This is a genomic window from Chryseobacterium luquanense (genome assembly GCF_026460945.1).
Classification (GTDB): domain Bacteria; phylum Bacteroidota; class Bacteroidia; order Flavobacteriales; family Weeksellaceae; genus Chryseobacterium; species Chryseobacterium luquanense.
Genome location: NZ_JAOVZV010000001.1, coordinates 354,467 through 378,551 on the forward strand (window position 1 = coordinate 354,467; position 24,085 = coordinate 378,551).

The 24,085-nt window shown below is 34.3% G+C and carries 11 protein-coding genes, 1 tRNA gene and 1 CRISPR repeat array (1 of these 13 only partly in view); of the genes, 5 read left to right on the forward strand and 7 right to left on the reverse strand.

Features of this window, described 5'->3' with window-relative positions; genetic code table 11:
- Positions 1-6,668: direct repeats of the CRISPR family, unit length 47 nt; unit sequence GTTGTGAATTGCTTTCATTTTTAAGTATCTTTGGGATACAACACAAC; it begins 695 nt to the left of the window's first position.
- Between the two features lie 57 nt (positions 6,669-6,725).
- The 4 genes from cas2 to OEA66_RS01700 all read right to left on the reverse strand — a co-directional run bounded on the left by cas2 (position 6,726) and on the right by OEA66_RS01700 (position 12,560).
- On the reverse strand, positions 6,726-7,064 hold the full coding sequence (cas2, locus tag OEA66_RS01685; protein WP_232705642.1) for a CRISPR-associated endonuclease Cas2: 339 nt from the start codon (positions 7,062-7,064) through the stop codon (positions 6,726-6,728).
- A gap of 51 nt (positions 7,065-7,115) precedes the next feature.
- Positions 7,116-8,009: a type II CRISPR-associated endonuclease Cas1 gene (gene cas1 / locus OEA66_RS01690; RefSeq protein WP_267279720.1), complete on the reverse strand. Its 894-nt coding sequence runs from the start codon at positions 8,007-8,009 to the stop codon at positions 7,116-7,118.
- 19 nt (positions 8,010-8,028) lie between these two features.
- Complete coding sequence (cas9, locus tag OEA66_RS01695) at positions 8,029-12,294, reverse strand: type II CRISPR RNA-guided endonuclease Cas9 (RefSeq protein ID WP_267280070.1); 4,266 nt, start codon at positions 12,292-12,294, stop codon at positions 8,029-8,031.
- A 191-nt stretch (positions 12,295-12,485) separates the two neighbouring features.
- Positions 12,486-12,560, reverse strand: a tRNA-Ile gene (locus tag OEA66_RS01700).
- Positions 12,561-12,930: 370 nt separating this feature from the next.
- Between OEA66_RS01700 and OEA66_RS01705 the strand changes: the two genes are divergently transcribed.
- From OEA66_RS01705 to OEA66_RS01725, 5 genes are all read left to right on the forward strand, one after another.
- Positions 12,931-13,773, forward strand: a complete 843-nt coding sequence (locus tag OEA66_RS01705; protein ID WP_267279721.1) for a helix-turn-helix domain-containing protein — start codon at positions 12,931-12,933, stop codon at positions 13,771-13,773.
- Positions 13,774-13,865: 92 nt separating this feature from the next.
- Positions 13,866-15,176, forward strand: a complete 1,311-nt coding sequence (locus tag OEA66_RS01710) for a TolC family protein (protein WP_267279722.1) — start codon at positions 13,866-13,868, stop codon at positions 15,174-15,176.
- 128 nt (positions 15,177-15,304) lie between these two features.
- Entirely contained in the window at positions 15,305-16,426 is a 1,122-nt protein-coding gene (locus tag OEA66_RS01715) for an HlyD family secretion protein (protein ID WP_267279723.1), read from the forward strand.
- A 108-nt stretch (positions 16,427-16,534) separates the two neighbouring features.
- A complete protein-coding gene (locus OEA66_RS01720) occupies positions 16,535-18,124 on the forward strand; it encodes an MFS transporter (protein WP_267279724.1) in 1,590 nt (529 codons plus the stop codon).
- Between the two features lie 283 nt (positions 18,125-18,407).
- Positions 18,408-20,291, forward strand: a complete 1,884-nt coding sequence (locus OEA66_RS01725; protein ID WP_267279725.1) for a PEP/pyruvate-binding domain-containing protein — start codon at positions 18,408-18,410, stop codon at positions 20,289-20,291.
- Between the two features lie 40 nt (positions 20,292-20,331).
- Here OEA66_RS01725 and OEA66_RS01730 read toward each other — a convergent pair whose 3' ends face one another.
- The 3 genes from OEA66_RS01730 to OEA66_RS01740 all read right to left on the reverse strand — a co-directional run bounded on the left by OEA66_RS01730 (position 20,332) and on the right by OEA66_RS01740 (position 24,023).
- Positions 20,332-20,889, reverse strand: coding sequence for a DUF4956 domain-containing protein (locus OEA66_RS01730; RefSeq protein ID WP_267279726.1), 558 nt, complete (start codon positions 20,887-20,889; stop codon positions 20,332-20,334).
- 206 nt (positions 20,890-21,095) lie between these two features.
- A complete protein-coding gene (locus OEA66_RS01735; protein WP_267279727.1) occupies positions 21,096-22,550 on the reverse strand; it encodes a sigma 54-interacting transcriptional regulator in 1,455 nt (484 codons plus the stop codon).
- A gap of 330 nt (positions 22,551-22,880) precedes the next feature.
- Positions 22,881-24,023, reverse strand: coding sequence for a vWA domain-containing protein (locus OEA66_RS01740; protein ID WP_267279728.1), 1,143 nt, complete (start codon positions 24,021-24,023; stop codon positions 22,881-22,883).
- Positions 24,024-24,085 lie beyond the last annotated feature (62 nt).

The following is a 24,085-nucleotide window of genomic DNA, read 5'->3' on the forward strand; positions in this document are numbered from 1 at the left end:
TGTGTATTGCTTTCATTTTTAAGTATCTTTGGGATACAACACAACTTGAGAGATTTTTTCAAAATCTCCTGTTTTGTTGTGTATTGCTTTCATTTTTAAGTATCTTTGGGATACAACACAACTTGAGAGATTTTTTCAAAATCTCCTGTTTTGTTGTGAATTGCTTTCATTTTTAAGTATCTTTGGGATACAACACAACTTGAGAGATTTTTTCAAAATCTCCTGTTTTGTTGTGAATTGCTTTCATTTTTAAGTATCTTTGGGATACAACTCAACTTGAGAGATTTTTTCATAATCTCCTGTTTTGTTGTGTATTGCTTTCATTTTTAAGTCTCTTTGGGATACAACACAACTTGAGAGATTTTTTCATAATCTCCTGTTTTGTTGTGTATTGCTTTCATTTTTAAGTCTCTTTGGGATACAACACAACTTGAGAGATTTTTTCATAATCTCCTGTTTTGTTGTGAATTGCTTTCATTTTTAAGTATCTTTGGGATACAACACAACCTACAATCAGAAATGATAAAATTAGTCAGAGTTGTGAATTGCTTTCATTTTTAAGTATCTTTGGGATACAACTCAACTTGAGAGATTTTTTCAATATCTCCTGTTTTGTTGTGAATTGCTTTCATTTTTAAGTATCTATGGGATACAACACAACCTACACTCAGAAATGATAAAATTAGTCAGAGTTGTGATTTGCTTTCATTTTTAAGTATCTATGGGATACAACACAACCTACACTCAGAAATGATAAAATTAGTCAGAGTTGTGAATTGCTTTCATTTTTAAGTATCTTTGGGATACAACACAACCGAATGGAGTCGCCACACAAGTAAGCTGAAGTTGTGAATTGCTTTCATTTTTAAGTATCTTTGGGATACAACACACCCGATTGGAGTCGACACACAAGTAAGCTGAAGTTGAGAATTGCTTTCATTTTTAAGTATCTATGGGATACAACACAACCTACACTCAGAAATGATAAAATTAGTCAGAGTTGTGATTTGCTTTCATTTTTAAGTATCTATGGGATACAACACAACCTACACTCAGAAATGATAAAATTAGTCAGAGTTGTGAATTGCTTTCATTTTTAAGTATCTTTGGGATACAACACAACCTCAGAAATGTTTTATCTGAGAATGGATTTGTTGTGAATTGCTTTCATTTTTAAGTATCTTTGGGATACAACACACCCGATTGGAGTCGACACACAAGTAAGCTGAAGTTGAGAATTGCTTTCATTTTTAAGTATCATTGGGATACAACACAACCTCAGAAATGTTTTATCTGAGAATGGATTTGTTGTGAAGTGCTTTCATTTTTAAGTATCATTGGGATACAACACAACCTCAGAAATGTTTTATCTGAGAATGGATTTGTTGTGAATTGCTTTCATTTTTAAGTATCTTTGGGATACAACACAACCTTTCCAAGCTCCGGACTCTTGGGGTAATGGTTGTGAATTGCTTTCATTTTTAAGTATCTTTGGGATACAACACAACAAGGTTGTTTATACAGCCATTGAGGTTGAGGTTGTGAATTGCTTTCATTTTTAAGTATCTTTGGGATACAACACAACATAAAATTGATTAATAACTTTGTCCTCCAAGGTTGTGAATTGCTTTCATTTTTAAGTATCTTTGGGATACAACACAACATTAAGAATAAAAAACAAACCAAAATGTTTGTTGTGAATTGCTTTCATTTTTAAGTATCTTTGGGATACAACACACCAAGTATCTGATAGTGTAGTTAAATACTTTGGTTGTGAATTGCTTTCATTTATAAGTATCTTTGGGATACAACACACCAAGTATCTGATAGTGTAGTTAAATACTTTGGTTGTGAATTGCTTTCATTTATAAGTATCTTTGGGATACAACACACCAAGTATCTGATAGTGTAGTTAAATACTTTGGTTGTGAATTGCTTTCATTTTTAAGTATCTTTGGGATACAACACAACAAGTATCTGATAGTGTAGTTAAATATTTTGGTTGTGAATTGCTTTCATTTTTAAGTATCTTTGGGATACAACACACCAAGTATCTGATAGTGTAGTTAAATATTTTGGTTGTGAATTGCTTTCATTTGTAAGTATCTTTGGGATACAACACAACACTGTACTTATTTATTAGGATTGCTAATTGGTTGTGAATTGCTTTCATTTTTAAGTATCTTTGGGATACAACACACCAAGTATCTGATAGTGTAGTTAAATATTTTGGTTGTGAATTGCTTTCATTTTTAAGTATCTTTGGGATACAACACAACACTGTACTTATTTATTAGGATTGCTAATTGGTTGTGAATTGCTTTCATTTTTAAGTATCTTTGGGATACAACACAACACTGTACTTATTTATTAGGATTGCTAATTGGTTGTGAATTGCTTTCATTTTTAAGTATCTTTGGGATACAACACAACACTGTACTTATTTATTAGGATTGCTAATTGGTTGTGAATTGCTTTCATTTTTAAGTATCTTTGGGATACAACACAACACTGTACTTATTTATTAGGATTGCTAATTGGTTGTGAATTGCTTTCATTTTTAAGTATCTTTGGGATACAACACAACAAGATTAGATTATGGAAATGGAATATAATAGTTGTGAATTGCTTTCATTTTTAAGTATCTTTGGGATACAACACAACTGAAAACGTAAAGAATACATTAAAAGATGTGTTGTGACTTGCTTTCATTTTCAAGTATCTTTGGGATACAACACAACAATAAATTTACAGTTCAAGTTTGGAGTGTTGTTGTGTATTGCTTTCATTTTTAAGTATCTTTGGGATACAACACAACACAGTACTTATTTATTAGGATTGATAATTGGTTGTGAATTGCTTTCATTTTTAAGTATCTTTGGGATACAACACAACTGAAAACGTAAAGAATACATTAAAAGATGTGTTGTGAATTGCTTTCATTTTCAAGTATCTTTGGGATACAACACAACAATAATTTTACAGTTCAAGATTGGAGTGTTGTTGTGAATTGCTTTCATTTTTAAGTATCTTTGGGATACAACACAACTTATACAAAGTAGCGGAGATATAGCATATCGTTGTGAATTGCTTTCATTTTTAAGTATCTTTGGGATACAACACAACATTGAAGACGAGGTAGAAATAAATGGATTTGTTGTGAATTGCTTTCATTTTTAAGTATCTTTGGGATACAACACAACCAGCGTGTCTCCTTACGCTCGTGAAATCGTGTTGTGAATTGCTTTCATTTTTAAGTATCTTTGGGATACAACACAACTTAAACAAAGTAGCGGAGATATAGCATATCGTTGTGAATTGCGTTCATTTTTAAGTATCTTTGTGATACAACACAACATAGAAGACGAGGTAGAAATAAATGGATTTGTTGTGAATTGCTTTCATTTTTAAGTATCTTTGGGATACTACTCAACGAGCTTGTCTCCGTACGCTCGTGACATCGTGTTGTGAATTGCTTTCATTTTTAAGTATCTTTGGGATACAACACAACAGCTTTAGCGTCTTCAACTGCAGGTGCTTTGTTGTGAATTGCTTTCATTTTTAAGTATCTTTGGGATACAACACATCGGGTGCCAGGCGATTAACCGCACTTCTGTGGTTGTGAATTGCTTTAATTTTTAAGTATCTTTGGGAAACAACACAACACATGAGTAAGATTGCATAGTTAAAGATTTGTTGTGAATTGCTTTCTTTTTTAAGTATCTTTGGGAAACAACACAACACATGAGTAAGATTGCATAGTTAAAGATTTGTTGTGAATTGCTTTCATTTTTAAGTATCTTTGGGATACAACACAACACCTGAGTCAGATTGCATAGTTAAAGATTTGTTGTGAATTGCTTTCATTTTTAAGTATCTTTGGGATACAACACACCACCTGAGTCAGATTGCATAGTTAAAGATTTGTTGAGAATTGCTTTCATTTTTAAGTATCTTTGGGATACAACACACCACCTGAGTCAGATTGCATAGTTAAAGATTTGTTGAGAATTGCTTTCATTTTTAAGTATCTTTGGGATACAACACACCACCTGAGTCAGATTGCATAGTTAAAGATTTGTTGTGAATTGCTTTCATTTTTAAGTATCTTTGGGATACAACACAACCATCCACTTACATGGGTAGATTTTATTTTCGTTGTGAATTGCTTTCATTTTTAAGTATCTTTGGGATACAACACACCACCTGAGTCAGATTGCATAGTTAAAGATATGTTGTGAATTGCTTTCATTTTTAAGTATCTGTGGGATACAACACAACCATCCACTTACCTGGGTTGATTTTTTTTTCGTTGTGAATTGCTTTCATTTTTAAGTATCTGTGGGATACAACACAACCATCCACTTACCTGGGTTGATTTTTTTTTCGTTGTGAATTGCTTTCATTTTTAAGTATCTTTGGGATACAACACAACGGGTGCCAGGCGTTTAACCGCACTTCTGTGGTTGTGAATTGCTTTCATTTTTAAGTATCTTTGGGATACAACACAACCACTTTCTGCAATAGACTGTTTGATATTATGTTGTGAATTGCTTTCATTTTTAAGTATCTTTGGGATACAACACCACCACTTTCTGCAATAGACTGTTTGATATTATGTTGTGAATTGCTTTCATATTTAAGTATCTATGGGATACAACACAACCCTTTTGTCCACGACTCCTGTAGGTCCACTGTTGTGAATTGCTGTCATTTTTAAGTATCTGTGGGATACAACACAACCCTTTTGTCCACGACTCCTGTAGGTCCACTGTTGTGAATTGCTTTCATTTTTAAGTATCTTTGGGATACAACACAACTTGGGCGGCATCACCTATTCCAGAGAAGTCGTTGTGAATTGCTTTCATTTTTAAGTATCTTTGGGATACAACACAACCCTTTTGTCCACGACTCCTGTATGTCCACTGTTGTGAATTGCTTTCATTTTTAAGTATCTTTGGGATACAACACAACTCCGCTTTTTTAAGTTCTTTAATCTTTGCTGTTGTGAATTGCTTTCATTTTTAAGTATCTTTGGGATACAACACAACCCTTTTGTCCACGACTCCTGTATGTCCTCTGTTGTGAATTGCTTGCATTTTTAAGTATCTTTGGGATACAACACAACCCTTTTGTCCACGACTCCTGTATGTCCTCTGTTGTGAATTGCTTGCATTTTTAAGTATCTTTGGGATACAACACAACCCTTTTGTCCACGACTCCTGTATGTCCTCTGTTGTGAATTGCTTTCATTTTTAAGTATCTTTGGGATACAACACAACAATGCAGTTATGTTTGAGGGAGTGGCGTCAGTTGTGAATTGCTTTCATTTTTAAGTATCTTTGGGATACAACACAACCCTTTTGTCAACGACTCCTGTATGTCCACTGTTGTGAATAGCTATCATTTTTAAGTATCTTTGGGATACAACACAACCCTTTTGTCAACGACTCCTGTATGTCCACTGTTGTGAATAGCTATCATTTTTAAGTATCTTTGGGATACAACACAACACTAAAAGATTATTTTCTGAGTAGAAACGTGTTGTGAATTGCTTTCATTTTTAAGTATCTTTGGGATACAACACAACATTATTCAAATTTCAGATTTAGCAACTATTGTTGTGAATTGCTTTCATTTTTAAGTATCTTTGGGATACAACACAACTCTAAAAGATTATTTTCTGAGAAGTAACGTGTTGTGAATTGCTTTCATTTTTAAGTATCTGTGGGATACAACACAACTTCTGGTCTGGTAGTGCTGTTGGAGCTGCTGTTGTGAATTGCTTTCATTTTTAAGTATCTGTGGGATACAACACAACTTCTGGTCTGGTAGTGCTGTTGGAGCTGCTGTTGTGAATTGCTTTCATTTTTAAGTATCTTTGGGATACAACACAACTCTAAAAGATTATTTTCTGAGAAGAAACGTGTTGTGAATTGCTTTCATTTTTAAGTATCTTTGGGATACAACACAACTCTAACAGATTATTTTCTGAGAAGAAACGTGTTGTGAATTGCTTTCATTTTTAAGTATCTGTGGGATACAACACAACTTCTGTTCTGGTCGTGCTGTTGGAGCTGCTGTTGTGAATTGCTTTCATTTTTAAGTATCTGTGGGATACAACACAACTTCTGTTCTGGTCGTGCTGTTGGAGCTGCTGTTGTGAATTGCTTTCATTTTTAAGTATCTTTGGGATACAACACAACTTCTGTTCTGGTAGTGCTGTTGGAGCTGCTGTTGTGAATTGCTTTCATTTTTAAGTATCTTTGGGATACAACACAACTCTAACAGATTATTTTCTGAGAAGAAACGTGTTGTGAATTGCTTTCATTTTTAAGTATCTGTGGGATACTACACAACTTATCTATGAGAGGAGGTTCCAGATTTAGAGTTGTGAATAGCTTTCATTTTTAAGTATCTTTGGGATACATCACAACTTCTGTTCTGGTAGTGCTGTTGGAGCTGCTGTTGTGAATTGCTTTCATTTTTAAGTATCTTTGGGATACAACACAACTTATCTATGAGAGGAGGTTCCAGATTTAGAGTTGTGAATTGCTTTCATTTTTAAGTATCTTTGGGATACAACACAACAAAAGGGGACAAAGTGAGTTGATGGTTGAGGTTGTGAATTGCTTTCATTTTTAAGTATCTTTGGGATACAACACAACCTCAAAAAATAATCTACTGATTTTCAGTAGATTATTTTTATTTTTAGGATTCTAAATTTAGAACAATTCGAGTTGTTGGAAAGTTGGTGGCGGTTCTTCTTTGTTCCTGGCAAAGAAAATCTCAATATCACCAAATTGCTTATCTGTAATGCACATTATTGCCACCTTACCTGCTTTTGGCAACATAAATTTGACTCTTTTGATATGAACTTCAGCATTTTCGCGACTAGGGCAATGGCGCATATACATCGAAAACTGGAATAGCGCGAAACCATCATCCATCAAAGCCTTACGGAAGCGGTTCGCGTCTTTCATATTGGCTTTGGTCTCTGTTGGCAAGTCGTATAATACTAAAACCCACATAATTCGATAAGCGTTAAACCTTTCGGCATTCATTTTCTATTGTATTATGTACGTTGTAAAAAGTACAATTACTAAAGCGTTCATTTATTTGAACTCAGGATAAGAAATCAATCGTTTTTCTCCTGTGTAGCATTTGTAAAGCGAAGTAGCTGTTGTTTTTACCGCCACCAACAGTGGTCTTGTTTTACCTTCTATCAACACATCTTTGGTTGCTATTTGCAGGATGTGTGATTTGAATTCTTTCGTCAACTCCTCAATATTCGGATTCTTAGTCAACCAATCCATTACCAACAAATCTACAAAAGGACGGTAAGGTTCCATCAAATCATCTGCAAGACAATAAGGATTGTATTTATTTTTGTGAAAAATACCAAGTACAGGAAGCAAACCAGTTTCTACTATCGACCTCGCTACAATACTTCTGAGAACGGCATATCCAAAGTTGAAGAATTGATTGGGCGAGTCTCCAAAACGCTGTCTGAGGAAATCCAAACTGATGAGATATTTCCAGTAATGTTGCGCGGCGATACCTTCCATATTGGTAATGTCGCCACTTTTCACATTTCTTTGATAGTCCACCATTGGTTCAAAATAATTTCCTAACCTTCTCAATACTTCTTTTTGATTTTCGATTTTGCATTCGATAGTTTGTTTCCAGAGTTGTTTTTTGAGCGGTTCGCTGGCTTCTAACTGGTCTTTAACACGGTCTGAATGTTCGGTGTGTCCGTAAAACGGAAGCATTATTCCGTGAGGTAAATGATGAGAGTCGCAACTGACCACAACTACATTGTTCCCCATCATTTTTTGAATGAGTTGATGGGAAATGGTGATCTGAAAATGATCCAACATCAACAAACCCAAATCTTCCACAGGAACCTTGCCTTTCATCTCATTGGAAGAAGGTTCCATAATGTACATCTGTTCATCTTTGAGTTTGAGGTAAGCGGGATTTCCGATGTAGATGGAGCGGGTTATCATATAAAGGGATTTATAATTTTTAATATTCTCCAACACTCACGATATCACCTAAATGATTAAGTCGCACCTTTGTAATATTACTTAAAGGATTTGTACTTCTAATACTTACATAAGCCACATCTTTCAATTGAGATAACTCATCAACATTAGTTTCCAAATGATGTCTAAACATATAGTTTTTGGTCGCCAATTTCTGCACCCTAAACAAATTCGGGCTTATCTTCTTTTTATTTTTCGGGTCTAATAAATCAATTTCTTTCGGATTAAATCCTGTTTTTTCATCAGGAAAAATAAAATATTCATTCTGCTTCAGTGTGAATAGAAATTGCCAACCTAAACCTTGATTGTAATTTTTATCAATAACTGGTTCTCCTGCATTGACTAACTGAACTGCATCAAACAAAGACACTACCCTTTCCTGCAAATTACCTTTTTCATCTCGGTAAATTGCCACGTGATGATTATTTCCTGTGCTCACAAAATCTACCGGAATTTTCTTTCCGTTATCATCTAAAATTTCATTCCCTAAATGGTCTTTTTTGTAATGCAGAAATTCAGCATTTTTCACCCCAGAAATCGTCACTCTTTTGATAGCAATTCCTTTTTCTTGGTTGAGCCAAATCGGATTTTTTTCTAAATCTGAAAACGCTTTTTTAGGGTCATTTCCAAATTCCTTTAAACGGTTGAGCAAAATTCGTTTAACACCTTCATCTAAGATTTTTTCTATAGTTTTTAAATCTTTAAAATTTTCTGGTGTTACGTCTTTTCTTATTGAGTAATTTTCTTCCAGCCAAGTCAATTTTACAGTTTCTGGAAGAGTTTCTGTTTTTTCCTCATTCAAATAAATTGGATTTTTATTCAAAACATTTTTTCCCGCGAAAGCTTTTTTAGGGTCGTTTCCATTTTCAGAAAGTCTTCCAAGCAAAAGCTTTTTATAAACTGGGTTTGCTACTTTTTTAATGGTTTCTTCATCAAATTTCGCACTTACTTTTTCTTCTTTACTGACGTAATACTGATATTTTCCATAAACGGTTTCTTTATGCAGCTGTCCTCTTGGTGTAAGTTCAACTTTGGTTCTTTCTCCGTTTTTAGATTTGGTTTTGTTTTTATTTTTGGTTACCACTTTGTTCTTAGCTTTATGCGAAACTAAAACGTTTTCAAGATGCTCTTTGGCTTGCTCTCTGAAATTTGGAATAGGCATATTAAACACTCTCCTTTTATTGCCATCATCGTCGTATTTCAAAGAAGTTTCTTTTCCTTCAATACTGACAATGATGTTATGCTCCTTATGACTTTCATTTTTTCTGGCATTTAAAAAGTTAAGAAATTGAATATGACTTTGTTTTGTAAAAGCTACCGTCAATGCGTCCATTGCGTGATGACGATGGTCGTTTCGTTTGCTCCAGTCAACAATACGTTCTTTGAAACTTCCGTCCTTTTTTTCTATTTTCTCAGTCAAACCTAAAGCTTTGAATTTATCAAAATTAAGTTCCTGCATAATGTTGATTAAATCCCAATCTTCCCTTAATCTATCAGTAACACTTCCTGTAGTTGGCGTTACAACTCTGCAAATTTCATATAAAATATTCCTTGCTTTTTTGGCGATATATTGACTGTCACGCAAATCTCTATCAATAAAACCATCACCAATTTCAGATTCCTGTTTTAATAATTTTTGATATTTGGCTTTAGTAATTTTTTTCTCTTTATATAAAGCCTCAACGATAGAAGTATATTTTTCAAACATTTCTATTGACTTATTTGACATATAGTCATTCGCTGTTTTATTTCCTTTTGCTAGGTTAGCAAATCTGGGAACCAATACTTTATTAGAAAAACTATCATCAAAAACTTTAGATTGAGGAATTATGTGGTCTATATCATAGTCTTTGCTATAAAGCTTTTCATAATTGATTTTTTCATCGGTGTATAAATCTTTATAGGCATTATATGACAATTCCTGATACAATTTATATCTTACAATATCATTTTTACTTGGATTTTTAACTCGTGGAAAATCTTTTTTAATAATATCTCTTATTTTATCATTGTCAGTTTTAGAAGAATTGATATTTGCACTCATTTCTGCCCTTTCTTTGGCATTTTTCTTCAACTCACGAGCAAGTTCGATTCGGATTTCGTCAAATTTGAAATACTTAGTTATGTTCCCATCTTCATCTTTTTCACTATTAGTTTCAATAATGGTGTTGATAACATTTACTAATTGATTCAATATTTTTTCAACAACCGGATTTCTCAAACTGTTCTTTTTGAGTAATTCTAATTTATCTTTCAACGGACGAGTTGCAATTTCTTCCCTGGTTAAAGACGAAGCAGAATGTCTGTAACCCGCCTGCAAACAAGCTTTATCATAAGATAATTCTTTGATGTGCGGATAAATTTTTCGCATTGCTTTCGTGCTTAGATTCCCATAATCATCAGAAAAAGCAACATTTGCCAAAATTTGAGAATGTTCTTTTTTGAACCCAAATTTTTCTTCTAAAAGCCTGAATAAAGTATCATTTCCCGTTTTGGAATCGTCTTCTTGATATGAATATAACAAATGCCAAAGCTGATAAGAAGTCTGTTTTTCAAAATATTTCCCATCCAACTCAGCATCGAATTCCAGAATTTCTGTGTTTATATTCAACACTTCGAAAATTCGTTTTATCATATCTTTTAGTTCCGAAACTGATGCTTTTAGTTCTGAAACATCGATATCATCTTTTCCCTGAAGTTTTAATAAATCTTCATCATAACCTTCCAATTCCAAAATTCTCAAATATGCATCATAAAAAGTTTTATTGGTTCTGTTACCTTCTAATTCTGAATAATTCATTTCCCATTCAGAAGATTTGTGACCTAAAAGTTCTATAATTTTTGCAGATTTCAGATTTCCTTTGATATTTAATTCATCAAATAATTTCTGCTTAGTTTCTAAATCCAAAACAAAAATTTCTTTTTCCTCATCAAACAACATTGGAGAAGCATCTTTTGCGACCCTTTTTCTACTTCCCTTTTTTCTAATCAAAACATTATTTAAAACCTGCCAGATTTTAAATTCCTGAAATAAAGGCGATGATTTTGGCGCTACTTTTAAACCGATGGTTTTCTTATGTCCGTTAATAATTTTTTCCTGACTTTCAAATTCGCAAAAACTCACCAAACCTTTTTGAGACTTTAGTTTTCGTTGATAAAAAATAACAATATCCCTAATTTCAGTTTTTAAATTTTCTGTTAATTCAGAATGAAATTTTGCTTGTGTTTCCCAAATTTTTTCAAATTCATCTAAATAATCCTGACGATAAAAAACCTGATTTTTCAATCTCGTATGCGGGTTTTCTTTTAATTGCTCATATAAATATTGCCCAACTGTTTGATTATTGAAATATAACTCTTTGCTTCTATCGCTGATTGCACCCAAATATCCGCTGGAATTATTGAGATTATTATTGATTTCAGTAATCACAAACGCAACTTCTTCTTTTTCTAATTGTTTATTAATAGCTTCACTTCTCCACAAATAAGCTTGAAGTTTTTTTTCTTCCCTCGATTTTGCTTTATTATCTGCAGTATTAAATCCGTATTTCGTCCAAAACATTGCAGAACTTGCACGCTGACCTTTTCCTTTTAGTTCTTTATAAAACTCATCAGTGAAAATTTCGGGATAAAATTGTTTCTGAAAATTCCAAACTTTATCAAACTCAGACTGCAAATCTGAACGATAAAAATCCGGCAAATACTTCTTACCATCTTTTAATAATTGATAAGCCAACTGACCCGGTGTAAGGTTTTCTTCATATAGTATTTTTGCAATCGCCATTCCGTCGATGATTTGCCCTTCGTCTTCATTTTTAGCTTTACGACTGCTTTTATAACCTCTTTTTTTATTAATTGCCAAAAAAATTTTTGCCAGCTCTTCTTTTTCCACTTTCTCAACAGCAGATTTTGCTCTGAAAAAGTAGGTTGAATGAGTCGTATTTTTTCCATTTTCTGCTAAAACAGTTTCTTTAGTAATAATATTGGCTTTCAACAAAGCGTCAATTAAGTTTTCCCTTCTGTCTTGATAACGGTCCAGATTTCTCCTTGCGCCTCGTTTCAGTGTTCTATCAGCATTTACGGAAACAGGTTTTCCTTTTTCAAAATTGGTTTGCTCATCTGTCGTCAAAGGATTTACACGAACACCAATTTTTTTAATAGAAGATTGCTCAGGATTGTCACCTTCTATAATATGAGCGAATCCAATAGAAGTTGTTCCAAGGTCTAGCCCAAGTATGTTCCTAATCTTTGCCATAACTATTTAGTTTTTTTGAGAAAGTATAAAAATAAAATATTTTAATCTAACCATTTTACGGTTTTCCATATTTTGAATAAAAAAGAGAGATTACTTTCGCAATCTCTCTAAAAAATGAAAGCAATTCACAACTGATTTATTTAAACATATAATCAATATATGGAAATAAATCATTACTTTTGTGGTGGAGGTAACGGGTTTCGAACCCGTATGTACGAATTATAAGGCCGCTGCATTAGCCGTTATGCTATACCCCCAGAATAAAGTTATCATTGATGGCTTTATTTTTTGCCTCTACAAATATAGATTATATGTTTTATAAATCACAATACTTATTAATATTTTTTATTTTTTTTGGCAACTGTTCAAAATTCTTCATAAAAGTTTACTTTAAAATTTAATCCAACTGTTCTCTCACTGATAATTATACGTTTTTTTAAAGAAAATTCTTGAAATTAAACAGAAATTATTTAATAAAAATACGGAAAACCGTAAACAATATAAATAATTAATTTCTACATTTGTATCCGAAAGCAATTCACAATAAGGATTATTCCGTTGTGAAAACATTTAGCGCCTCGCCTACCTGCGGGGTATTTTTATTTTTAAATAATTTCCAAGCAAAATATGACTGCTTTAGAACAATTCGGGGTTGAGATTTTTACTCAGGAAACAATTCACCAGAGAATCGCTACAGACAAACCATTTCGTCCGGATAATCCTGCATTCTTATTTATAAAAAGCGGAACGATAAAACTACGACAACATCTTAATGATATTGAGCTTTCTGCAAATACCTTTATAGTAACTGACCCACAAACTGTATATGAACTAATTTCAATTAGCGACGATTTCCAGTCGAGGATGGTTTCTTATAAACGTGAATTCATTTCTGCATTATCTTTGAAATTCAACAGATTAATAACGTACCGGTATTTCCGTCAGCAGATGAATGTTGCGGTTCCGTTTTCTCAGGACGACTTGGATGTGGTTTGGAAAAGCGTCAATTTTCTGAAAGATATTCTCGATTCTGAAACTGAAATGACTTACAAAAAAGAGATTGTTGAACATCTTTTCTCTGTTTTTTGTTACCAAATGGCAGGAATTATTTCTAAGGAAGACAACAGTGCGATGAACCAGATGTCAAGACAGGAAGAAATTGTATTTCTCTTTCTTAACGATTTGTCTAATCATCATCTCAATAACCGGAATGTAGAGTTCTATGCAGAACGGCAGTCGATTACAACCAGACATCTTTCATCGGTTGTAAAAACGATTACAGGCAAGACGGCAAGTGAGATCATTGCTTCCATTGTAATTAATGAAGCAAAGGTCTATTTGAATTCATCTAAAATGCCTATATCAGAGATTTCTACGGTTCTCGGTTTTAGTGACCAATATTCGTTTTCGCACTTTTTTAAGAAACATTTGGAGGTTAGCCCGAATCAATACAGACAACAGTACCAGTAATAAAATCCTACATTTGAACATCTTTTTCCAAAATTCAAACATTTGTTTGATTGTGCTCTTACCATAACTTTGCATCTGTAAAACAAGGTACAATGGTTAAGAACATAAAAACAGCACTATCAATATTGGTAGGTCTTTTTCCTGCGCTGTTTTTTTCACAGGAAATAAAACAGATGACAGCGAATGAAGTTGCCGAACTGGCGCTTCAGAATCACTATCAGTTAAAAGTTTCTGCACAAAATATCGATATTGCGAAACAGCAGACTGATATCACAAAACTTCAGAAACTTCCGACGATCACAGCTTCAACCACACAATTCTACTTGGGAAATGCTGTGGCAATCGACAAAGATTTTTCCAACTCCACAACGATTCCGATGCCTCACTATGGCAGTACTTACGGTGTTCAGGCAACGCAATTGATTTTTAAAGGAGGTTTAGTAAATAAATCGATTGAGTTAGCCGGGCTTCGTGAGCAATTATCAGCATTAGATTTAGAAAAGAACCAGCAAGATGTTAAGTTTTTGGTAATTTCTAACTATTTGGATATTTATAGAATCTTAAATCAGGAAGTGGTGGTTCAGAATAATAAAAAACTGGCTCAACAGCGGTTAAAAAACGTCAACGATTTCTACAAACAGGGAATGATAACCCGCAATGAGGTCATTCGTGGGGAATTGGCAATTAAAAATTTAGACCAAAATATTTTAACCTTATCCAACAACAGAAAAATTCTCAATTATAACCTGAATGTAGCTTTAGGTTTAAATGCCAACACAGAGATTGTTCCGATAGAAAATTTAGAGAATAAAGAAACTGGAATTGGTGTAGATTATTATCAAAATCTCGCTCACGACAGCAATCCTCAAATGAAATCTGCAGAAACCAGTATTGCTGTTGCCGATAAAAATATTGAAATCATAAAAACAGATAAAATGCCTACCCTTTCCGGCTTTGGAGGATACAGTTTGCAAAGACCGATTGCCACAAGAAATCCAGTGCTGGATATGTATTCTAGTGGATGGCAGGGTGGAATTTCGTTAAGTTATAACATCGATAATTTGTATAAAACTAAGGAAAGAGTGAAGCTGGGTGAAATCCAGAAAAATCAGGCGAATGATGCGAAGACTTTAGTTCAGCAAAATGTAGACATGACTGTTAATGCGGCTTATGTAAAATATCAGGAAGCCATTCAGCAGGCAGAAATTCTGAATGATGCTAAAAATTTAGCCGATGAAAACTACAAAATCACAGAAGCCAAATATCTTAATCAATTGGCTGTTCAGGCTGAAATGATTGATGCGCAAAACCAAAAACTACAGTCGGAACTCGATTTTGCCAATGCAGAAATCAATGTTTTATATCAATATTATAATCTTTTGAAATCTACGGGAACGCTTTAATCAATAGTATTCAACAATTAAAAATTTAGTATTCTTACATAAGTGAAACAGCTTTGTGAAACTTAAAAAACATTTAATAATAAAAAGACTCTGTGAATTTCGTGTTCAAAACAGCATAAAACAAAACAATGGAAAACAAGGAACAAAATACTCAAGATACACAACCTGCGGCTAATTCTGCCGTGGCAAAAAAGAAAGAGAACAAGAAAAATAAAGTCAGAGCCATCATTTCAAACGTTATCGTTTTTGCGGTAATTGGTTTCGGATTGTATTGGCTGGTTCGTCAGTACTTTCACATTGGCGATAAAACTTACACGGAAGCCGCTCAGGTAGAAGAGTTTATTAATCCGATTAATACAAGAGTTTCAGCTTACATCAAGGAAATTAAATTCATCGAACATCAACAGGTGAAAAAAGGCGATACTCTGGTAATTCTGGATGACAGAGAAATTCTGACTCAGCTTGGTCAGGCGGAAGCAGCTTATCAAAATGCTTTAGCACAAAAATCCGCAACAGGCTCTTCTGTAAACACGGTCTCCAATAATGTCAGTGTGATGGAATCTAATATTGCCGGAGCAAAAGCCAGACTTTGGAATGCCGAACAGAACTTAAACCGATACAAAAACCTATTGGCTTCGGAAGCTGTGACAAAACAGCAATTTGACCAGATGAAAACTGAATATGATGCTCAAAAAGCAGCGTACGAAACATTGGTTAATCAAAAGCAATCCGCCAGTCTTTCAACAACGGAAGTGAAATCAAAATTAGGAATCAACGATGCAGAAATTAAAAGAACAAAATCTGCTTTGGATATGGCAAAAATCAATCTTTCTTACACGGTAATCACTGCCCCTTACGACGGAGTAATGGGAAGAAGAATGATTTCTGAAGGACAATTAATTCAGCCGGGACAACAGGTGGGAACCATTGTTTTGAATAACCAAAAATGGGTAACTGCTAACTTTTTAGAAAGTCAGATGCCGAATATCAAAATCGGACAAAAAATAGTGATGACTGCCGATGCTTTAGGCGGAAAACAATTTGAAGGAACGGTCACTGCGGTTTCTGCTGCAACGGGTTCAAGATATTCAAGTGTTCCGACAGATAACTCAACAGGAAATTTCATCAAAGTTCAGCAGAGAATTCCCGTAAGAATCGAGTTCACATCTTCCAACAAAAAAGAAGATGTAGCAAAACTGAGTGCGGGGATGAATATGAATGTTTCTATTAAAGAGACAAATAGAGAATAGACGGATAGATAATAGATTTTTGATTCGTCTTAATTGCAGAAATCATCATCTAAAAAATCTAACAATTGTCTATCTTCTATCCGTCTATCATCTTATAGTCTAAAAATTATGTACAACCAAGGTCTTTTCAGCAATTGGGTTCCGAAACCGCTTCAGCTTTTTGTGCTGTTCCTGATTACGCTTATCGCAATGCCGGTGAGCGGTGTGTATACGGGAAGTTTAAGCTTTATGGTGGGTGAAACCGGAGTGATGAGTGAATATTATATGTGGGCAAACTATGCCACCACTGTAGGAATGGGAGCAGCAATGCCTATCGTTTTGAGAGCTAAAATGCGTTTCAAAGTACGGGACAAAGTCGTGGCTTTGCTTGTGATTTTAGGAATTTTAAGTTATATCAATGCAACAACGTCCAATCCGATGGTGATTGTTTTTGTTTCGTTGATATTAGGTTTCGGCAAAACGTTTATTACCATTGAAGTATTTCTGCCATTGATGGCGATGATGGGCGGAAGAGGTATTTTTTATGGAGTTTTCTACACTTTTATATTGGTCATCACTCAGGTGGCAAACTATTATTCGGTAGAATTTTCTATGATGTACAACTGGCGACAGTTCCTCATTTTTGTGGCGATTTTATGCTTTGTCGTGGGAATAATTTGCTGGATTGTAATGCACGACAAATATTTTGCCCTGAAAGTCCCTTTACATTACATCGACTGGCTGAGTATTTTCTTGTTTATTTCCACATTTATGTTTTCGGCGTATGTTTTTTCATTTGGGAAACAGCAGGATTGGCTCAATTCAGATAACATCATCAACGCAAGTATTGCGGCGTTTGTGAGTTTCGCTTTAATGGTAATCCGTCAGTATACTTTAAAAAGACCATATCTTTCATTTGCTATTTTCTCCCGAAACAACGTTCAAGTAGGGCTTTTCCTACTCTTATGTCTCGGAATGTTTATGGCAACCACTTCACTTCAAAATATCTTTACGGTCGGAGTTTTAGGATATGACCAACTGACGAATGCTAAACTCAATATGATGATGATTCCAGGACTCATTTCAGCAGGAGTATTAGCCGTTTATTGGTTTAAAAAAGAAAAAAGACTCAAGCTTTTCATCTTCGCAGGATTTTCTGCAATGGTAGCTTATTGCATTATGATGTATTTTTCTATGGTGCTCGAATTCAATTACGGAAGCTGGTATCTGCCGATGTTTTTAAAAGGATTCGGAATGTGTGCGCTGTATATTTCGGTTTGGTTTTACGCATTGGATAAAATAGACATCAGCCAAATGCTTCCTGCTATCGGACTTTTCCTTTTGTGGAGAACATTTGTTACGACCGGATTTTTCTCTGCATTATTTTCTTGGACACAATACCAGTTTCAGATAGAAAGTTTGGGAGATTTAGCGGTGTATATGGATGGAATGACGATGAATGCGCAACCTAATCTCAGCCTGAAAACCATTCAGCTCAATGCAATGATTGTAGCAAATAAGAGAATATTTGGCTATGTCATACTTGCCGGATTTGGAGTTTTACTATTTGTGATGACGCATCATTTTGGCTATCCGAAATTCACTTTAGAAAAACTCACAAGACTGTTCAGTGGAAAATCTGTCGTGGCAAGAAAGCGTTTACGAGAAAGAAAAAAATTAGCCGAAAGCCTGAAAGACGGCGTAGGTTCTACGATATAAAATACCTTGTTTTTACTTGCGAAGCCCTTTTTTATTTTAAAAATGGGGCTTTGCTTTTAAATGAAATTTCTACAAATAGTTTTCGGGAAGTACTAAATGTTTGCTGCACAATGCAGGAAAGATCCATAGTCATCCGAAAGCCTCTTGCGCTAAGCAGAAATGTTTCGGATAGAAGATGTTTTTAAATTCCAGGCTCTTATTTCGTATTTTGATTCAAAAATAATGTCAATCTTTGCCACATTCAGGATATTCTCTACATTTGTTCCCTAATCTTCACAAAGACATGAAAAATATATTCGTATTCTTATTTCTTACATTTTCGCTTTTAGCTTATTCACAGGACAATTATGTTCATTCTATCACAAAAAAACAACAGTTTCTGAATCTTGCCGGAAAACCATTGACCGATAAGTTTACCAACATGAAATCTGTGAAAGTGGTTTACGATTATGCTGCTAAAAAATTGTACTTTTTTAATAGTACGAGATATACTTATCACTATGATTTTTGTCTGCAGGTTTTAGGATTCAATCAGGAAATTGGGGAATTTAATAAAGAGTCTTACAATCCGACCAACAATCGAACCTATCTTCTTGCCAACATCAATTATCTTGCTGACTCTGAAGATTGGGTGATGGAACTTGCTGCTTCAGATGAAATGAATGCCGGACTGATTAATTTCTTTTACATGGAAGTCAATAAGAATGTGTTTTTTAAGGATAAACTGAAATTTTATCTGAATTCACCTCATGTCATTAATTTAAATTCAAAAAACCAATTGAAAATTCCAACTGTTTTTTCCGATTTTATTTTTAAAAGAATTACAGAACAGTCGATTGAGAAAGCTTCCAATGTGGGTATTTTGAAAAAGTATGATTTGCAGAAGAAAGAAGAATTTAATCCAAAATCAGATGAAATCATCATCATCAATACAACTCCTGAATTTATTCCGACCGTAAAGGGGATTATTATCACTGAGCTTCAAACTCCTTTGAGTCATCTGGTTTTACTCGCAAAAAACAGAAATATTCCCGTATATGTGGATACGAAAGTTTGGGATAAACAATCGGTAAACCATCTTTTAGGCAAAAAAGTAGAACTGATTACCAAAGAAAATTCTTATTTATTAAAAGCTTCACAAAAAGTAATTCCAGTTAAAAAAGCGGTAAAAGAAATCGTTTTAAAAAGAGATCTATCGGTTACAAATCTGGTCGATTTGGAAACAACAACTCCATTAAATATTGTAGATGCAATTGGTTCAAAAGCGACAAATCTTGGACTTTTAAAACAGATTCAGAAGGAAATGAAATCTTACAAAACTCCTGAATATGCTTTTGCAATTCCTTTTTATTATTTTGACCAGCATATTAAGGATAATCATTTTCAGGATAAAATTAATGCTTTGTATGCGATTCCAAAAGATTCTGTTAAACTTCTTGACAGAGAGCTAAAAGCTTTTAGAAAGACTGTTAAAAACTCGAAAGTTAATGCAGAACTTCTGAAAATGATCGAAGAAAAACTGAATAATCAAAGTGATTTTAAGAATTTCAGATTCCGTTCTTCCACCAACGCTGAAGATATGGAAGGATTTAACGGAGCCGGATTGTACGATTCTAAAACAGCCATCATCGGAGATGCCGATAAAACGATAGAAAAAGCAATTTTGGATGTATGGTCAAGTTTTTGGAATTTTCGTGCGTTTCAGGAAAGAGATTTATTTGGAATCAATCATGAAAGCTGTGCAATGGGCGTTTTGGTGCACCGTTCTTTTCCTGATGAAAAGGCAAACGGAGTTTTGGTGACAAGAAACTTGTACCGTGATAAATATGCAGGAATTACCGTGAATGTTCAATTGGGTGAAGAATCTGTCGTAAAACCTGAACCTGGTGTAACCTGCGATGAATTTTACTGTCACAATTTCAATTATCTGGGCTCGTTTGTGGTTGATTACCGGTCTACATCAAGCTTAAATAAAGGGAAACCGATTCTTACGGAAACTGAAATCAAAAAGCTTTTTGATATTTCTCCGGTTTTGGAGCGCAAAATGTATCTTCTTTGGCAGAAAAGAAAAATGGCAAAGAAAAGCTACCCTTTAGATATCGAGTTTAAATATTTAGGAGATCAAAAGCAGTTGTATATTAAGCAGGCAAGAGCTTATATGGATTGATTTTTTGTTTGAATCTCTCTCTGATCAATTAGTGAAAACATTAATGTGAAAGCTTCAAAATCACAATATTATCATTCAGATTAATGCTTTTAATATTATAGCTGAAGTTTTTTAGCTTAGTTTTTTCGGTAAGCACTCTTTTTCGTTCCGACTCTTCCAATTGTAAAAAGTCTAAAGAAGAAATAACCTCAATTGAACTTTTCTCGGAAACAATCGGAGATTTTTTCTCGAAATAATTTAAGACTAAATAAATTGCAACTATTGTTATGTTGATTCCTAAAAGAATTTCAAGATTTGTAATGGGTAAAAGTCCGTCTAACAGGGAAAGCGTAATTGAAACAAACAGAAAAACAATCGTTTGAATTGTAAAAGTTTCTGTCCTGAAACGTAGAATTGAAAAGACTGCAAAAAGGCCGAAGCCAACACCAAGACTGTATTCAGCTTTTGTAAAAACCATACACATAAAAAATGTACAGATACTGATTAATCCCAGAAGCGGATGTAATCTGATATTACGGTTTCTGTTTGAAAAATAATAAAGGGTGAAAATCGATAGGCAAAGTATCGCTAAACGTTCAAAAAGTTCCTGTAGTTCCAAAATTGTGCTTTAATTTTTGACAAATATACAATTTAGAATGAATGATTTTTAGAAAAAATATAATTCGTCAATCGGAGTTTTTTCCGTATCGAAAAGAAAGAAAAATGTATTGAGAATTTTTTACTCAAGCTGACCAAAAAGTATTCTAAATAAAAAAGGAAACATAATTACACATTATGTTTCCCAATATTATTATTTATATAAAATTAATTTCTAAATAATTGTCTTACATCTGCCGAATCAAAAGTATAAGTTGCCTGGTTTTCAGATTTATCCAACTTTTTACTGATTGTCAGCGCCCATAAAACCAACTCTTTGCAAAAGTTTTTGTCTTCTTTGCTCAGTTCTGAGGCATTTTCTTCAATTAAAGTTGTTAAAGGCGTCACATTTTCTAATTTAGTGAAAAATTCTTCGTCAGTGTCGGTGTAATTCAGTTCAAGATGATTTTTATTAAACCATTTTATTAAATCTGTATAAGGTGTTTTGATGCCCTCCTTTTCCAGCTTAGAAATGCGTGGGAAAATACTTTCAAATTGCGTCATTACAGCTTTGTCAATCAGAATTTTCGCTACATAATCTGCACCTTCCTGTTCTCCTTCATAGACCAATTCAATTTTCCCTGTGATTGAAGGAATAATTGACATAAAATCTAAAAGTCGAACCGAAGTTTTTTTGGCATCAGTTTCTATTAAGCGTAATTTTGCTGCAGCCACCAGATTTTCCATCGCACTGATTGTTAATCTTGCACTTACTCCACTTTTTGCGTCTACATATTCGCTTTCTCTTGCAGCAAAAGCAACTTCTTCTAATAGATTTTTAGCTAAATCAGGAATCTGAATTTTCGATTTATCCTCTTCAGAAATCAAAGCTTCCTGCTCGGTAATTTGTTTTGCTAACGCAATCGTTTTCGGATAATGCGTGAAAATTTGCGACCCAATTCTATCTTTCAAAGGTGTCACAATACTTCCACGGTTGGTATAATCCTCTGGGTTTGCCGTAAACACAAACTGAATATCCAAAGGCATTCTCAACTGAAAACCACGAATCTGAATATCACCTTCCTGCAAAATATTAAACAGAGAAACCTGAATTCTTGCCTGCAAATCGGGTAATTCGTTCAACACAAAAATCGAACGATTCGCTCTTGGAATCATTCCATAATGCAAAACGCGCTCGTCGGAGTAAGGAAGTTTCAACGTTGCAGCTTTGATTGGATCGATGTCACCAATTAAATCGGCAACATTTACATCCGGAGTTGCAAGTTTTTCGAAGAAACGTTCGGAACGATGAACCCACGAAATAGGAGTTTCATCACCTAATTCAGCGATTAAATCTCTTGCATATTTTGAAATCGGCTGAAACGGACTGTCGTTAATTTCAGAACCCTTTACAATTGGCATGTATTCGTCCAAAAGGTTGACCATGCTTCTTGCGATTCTGGTTTTTGCCTGTCCGCGCAAACCTAATAAATTGATATGATGTCCCGCCAAAATTGCTTTTTTCAATTGTGGAACCACAGAATCTTCATAACCCCAAAGTCCTTCAAACACAGGTTCTTTAGCCTTAATTTTCGCAATTAAATTTGCCTGAATTTCCTGATTGATGGTTTTATCGGTATATCCTGATTGTTTTAATTCTTTAAATGTTGTATCGTTTTTCATTTTTTATAATGATGTATTTGTTTTGAATTGTGTTTGTGAAAAAATATTTTAACGCAAAGTCGGCAAAGATTTTTTATTACTAAATGTTTTATTTTTCGTTTGTAAAGGCGTTTGACTTCGTCGAATTTTCAGTTTCACTTAGCAAAGGGATCTTTTAATTCTAGTTATGTTTGGAACACGAATCTCGCAGCCCGACTTGAACGGAGCTCTTTTTGTAAATTTCAGCGGTGGGAAAAGCCTTGGGAAATTTGCAAAAAAGCGGGAGTGGAAGGAGGATTAAGCTGCCCAAATTATTATTAAATTAAAATTAAAATTTTGCCTTGGCTCTTCCTAAATCCTCTTAATTCTGTTTTTCTCGTAATCCTCAAAAATCATTTGTCCCAAACCTGAAAGTCCCGTGAGGAAAGCTTTTCCTTTATTTTGAGCCGTAAATGCATTCACAAATTGGCGAAGATAAGGATCCTGTGCAATCATAAAAGTTGTGATTGGGATTTTTAGTTTTCTTGCTTGTGCAGCTTTATTCAGACATTCGGAAACAATTTTTTCATCCAAACCTACGCTGTTCATGTAATATTCTCCAGTAGGCAATTTCAGGCAACTGGGTTTTCCGTCGGTGATCATAAAAATCTGCTTATTCGTGTTTCTTTTTCTACGAAGAATATCCATTGCTAATTCTAATCCGGCAACGGTGTTTGTGTGATAAGGTCCGACTTGCAGATATGGCAAATCTTTAATTTTAATCGGCCACGCTTCGTTTCCAAATACGATAATATCAATTGAATCTTTTGGATATTTTCGTTTGATTAATTCCACTAAAGCCATTGCTACCTTTTTGGCAGGAGTGATACGGTCTTCGCCGTAGAGAATCATTGAGTGACTGATGTCAATCATCAAAACCGTGCTCATCTGAGCTTTATGTTTTGTTTCTTCTACGATAAGATCGTCTTCAGTCATTCTGAGATCAGAAATTCCGTTGTTGATTTGGGCGTTTTTCAGACTTTCAGTCATATTCACTGATGATAAATCGTCTCCATATTGGAAATTTCGGTTTTCTCCATCTCGTTCATCTCCAACGCCTGTCTTATTGGTTCGGTGATTTCCGATACCGCTTTTTTTAAGCTTACCGAAAATTTGGTCTAAAGCAAATTCCCGAAGGGCAGCTTCCAGTTTGGCAGTCAGAATATTTTTTCCTTTTCCGTTTCCTGTGTTGCCGTCTTCAGAATCATCTTCTTTTTTTATGTAACCACGCTTTCTCAAGTCTTCTTCAAAATCTTCCAACGTATATTCATCTGTGAAAATATCATATTCTTTGTCGAGCATATCGAGCCACTCAAAAGCTTCTTCGATATCGCCGGAAGTGTGGGTAAGCAAATCTTTAAACACATCAAAAACCCTGTCGAAATGTGATGTTTCTTCCGGAACGTATTTACTGAATGTGAAACCCTGTTGAAAATTAAATTGTTTATCTGTCATGAGAGAAATCTCGTTTTTAAGGAAAGACAATTTAGGGAAATTTTAAAGGAATTAAGCGGTTT

Bases quoted from the DNA above. Each gene is read 5' to 3' on its own strand.
- cas2 (WP_232705642.1), bottom strand. From the start codon at position 7,064: ATGAATGCCGAAAGGTTTAACGCTTATCGAATTATGTGGGTTTTAGTA.
- cas1 (WP_267279720.1), bottom strand. From the start codon at position 8,009: ATGATAACCCGCTCCATCTACATCGGAAATCCCGCTTACCTCAAACTC.
- OEA66_RS01705 (WP_267279721.1), top strand. From the start codon at position 12,931: ATGACTGCTTTAGAACAATTCGGGGTTGAGATTTTTACTCAGGAAACA.
- OEA66_RS01710 (WP_267279722.1), top strand. From the start codon at position 13,866: ATGGTTAAGAACATAAAAACAGCACTATCAATATTGGTAGGTCTTTTT.
- OEA66_RS01715 (WP_267279723.1), top strand. From the start codon at position 15,305: ATGGAAAACAAGGAACAAAATACTCAAGATACACAACCTGCGGCTAAT.
- OEA66_RS01720 (WP_267279724.1), top strand. From the start codon at position 16,535: ATGTACAACCAAGGTCTTTTCAGCAATTGGGTTCCGAAACCGCTTCAG.
- OEA66_RS01725 (WP_267279725.1), top strand. From the start codon at position 18,408: ATGAAAAATATATTCGTATTCTTATTTCTTACATTTTCGCTTTTAGCT.
- OEA66_RS01735 (WP_267279727.1), bottom strand. From the start codon at position 22,550: ATGAAAAACGATACAACATTTAAAGAATTAAAACAATCAGGATATACC.
- OEA66_RS01740 (WP_267279728.1), bottom strand. From the start codon at position 24,023: ATGACAGATAAACAATTTAATTTTCAACAGGGTTTCACATTCAGTAAA.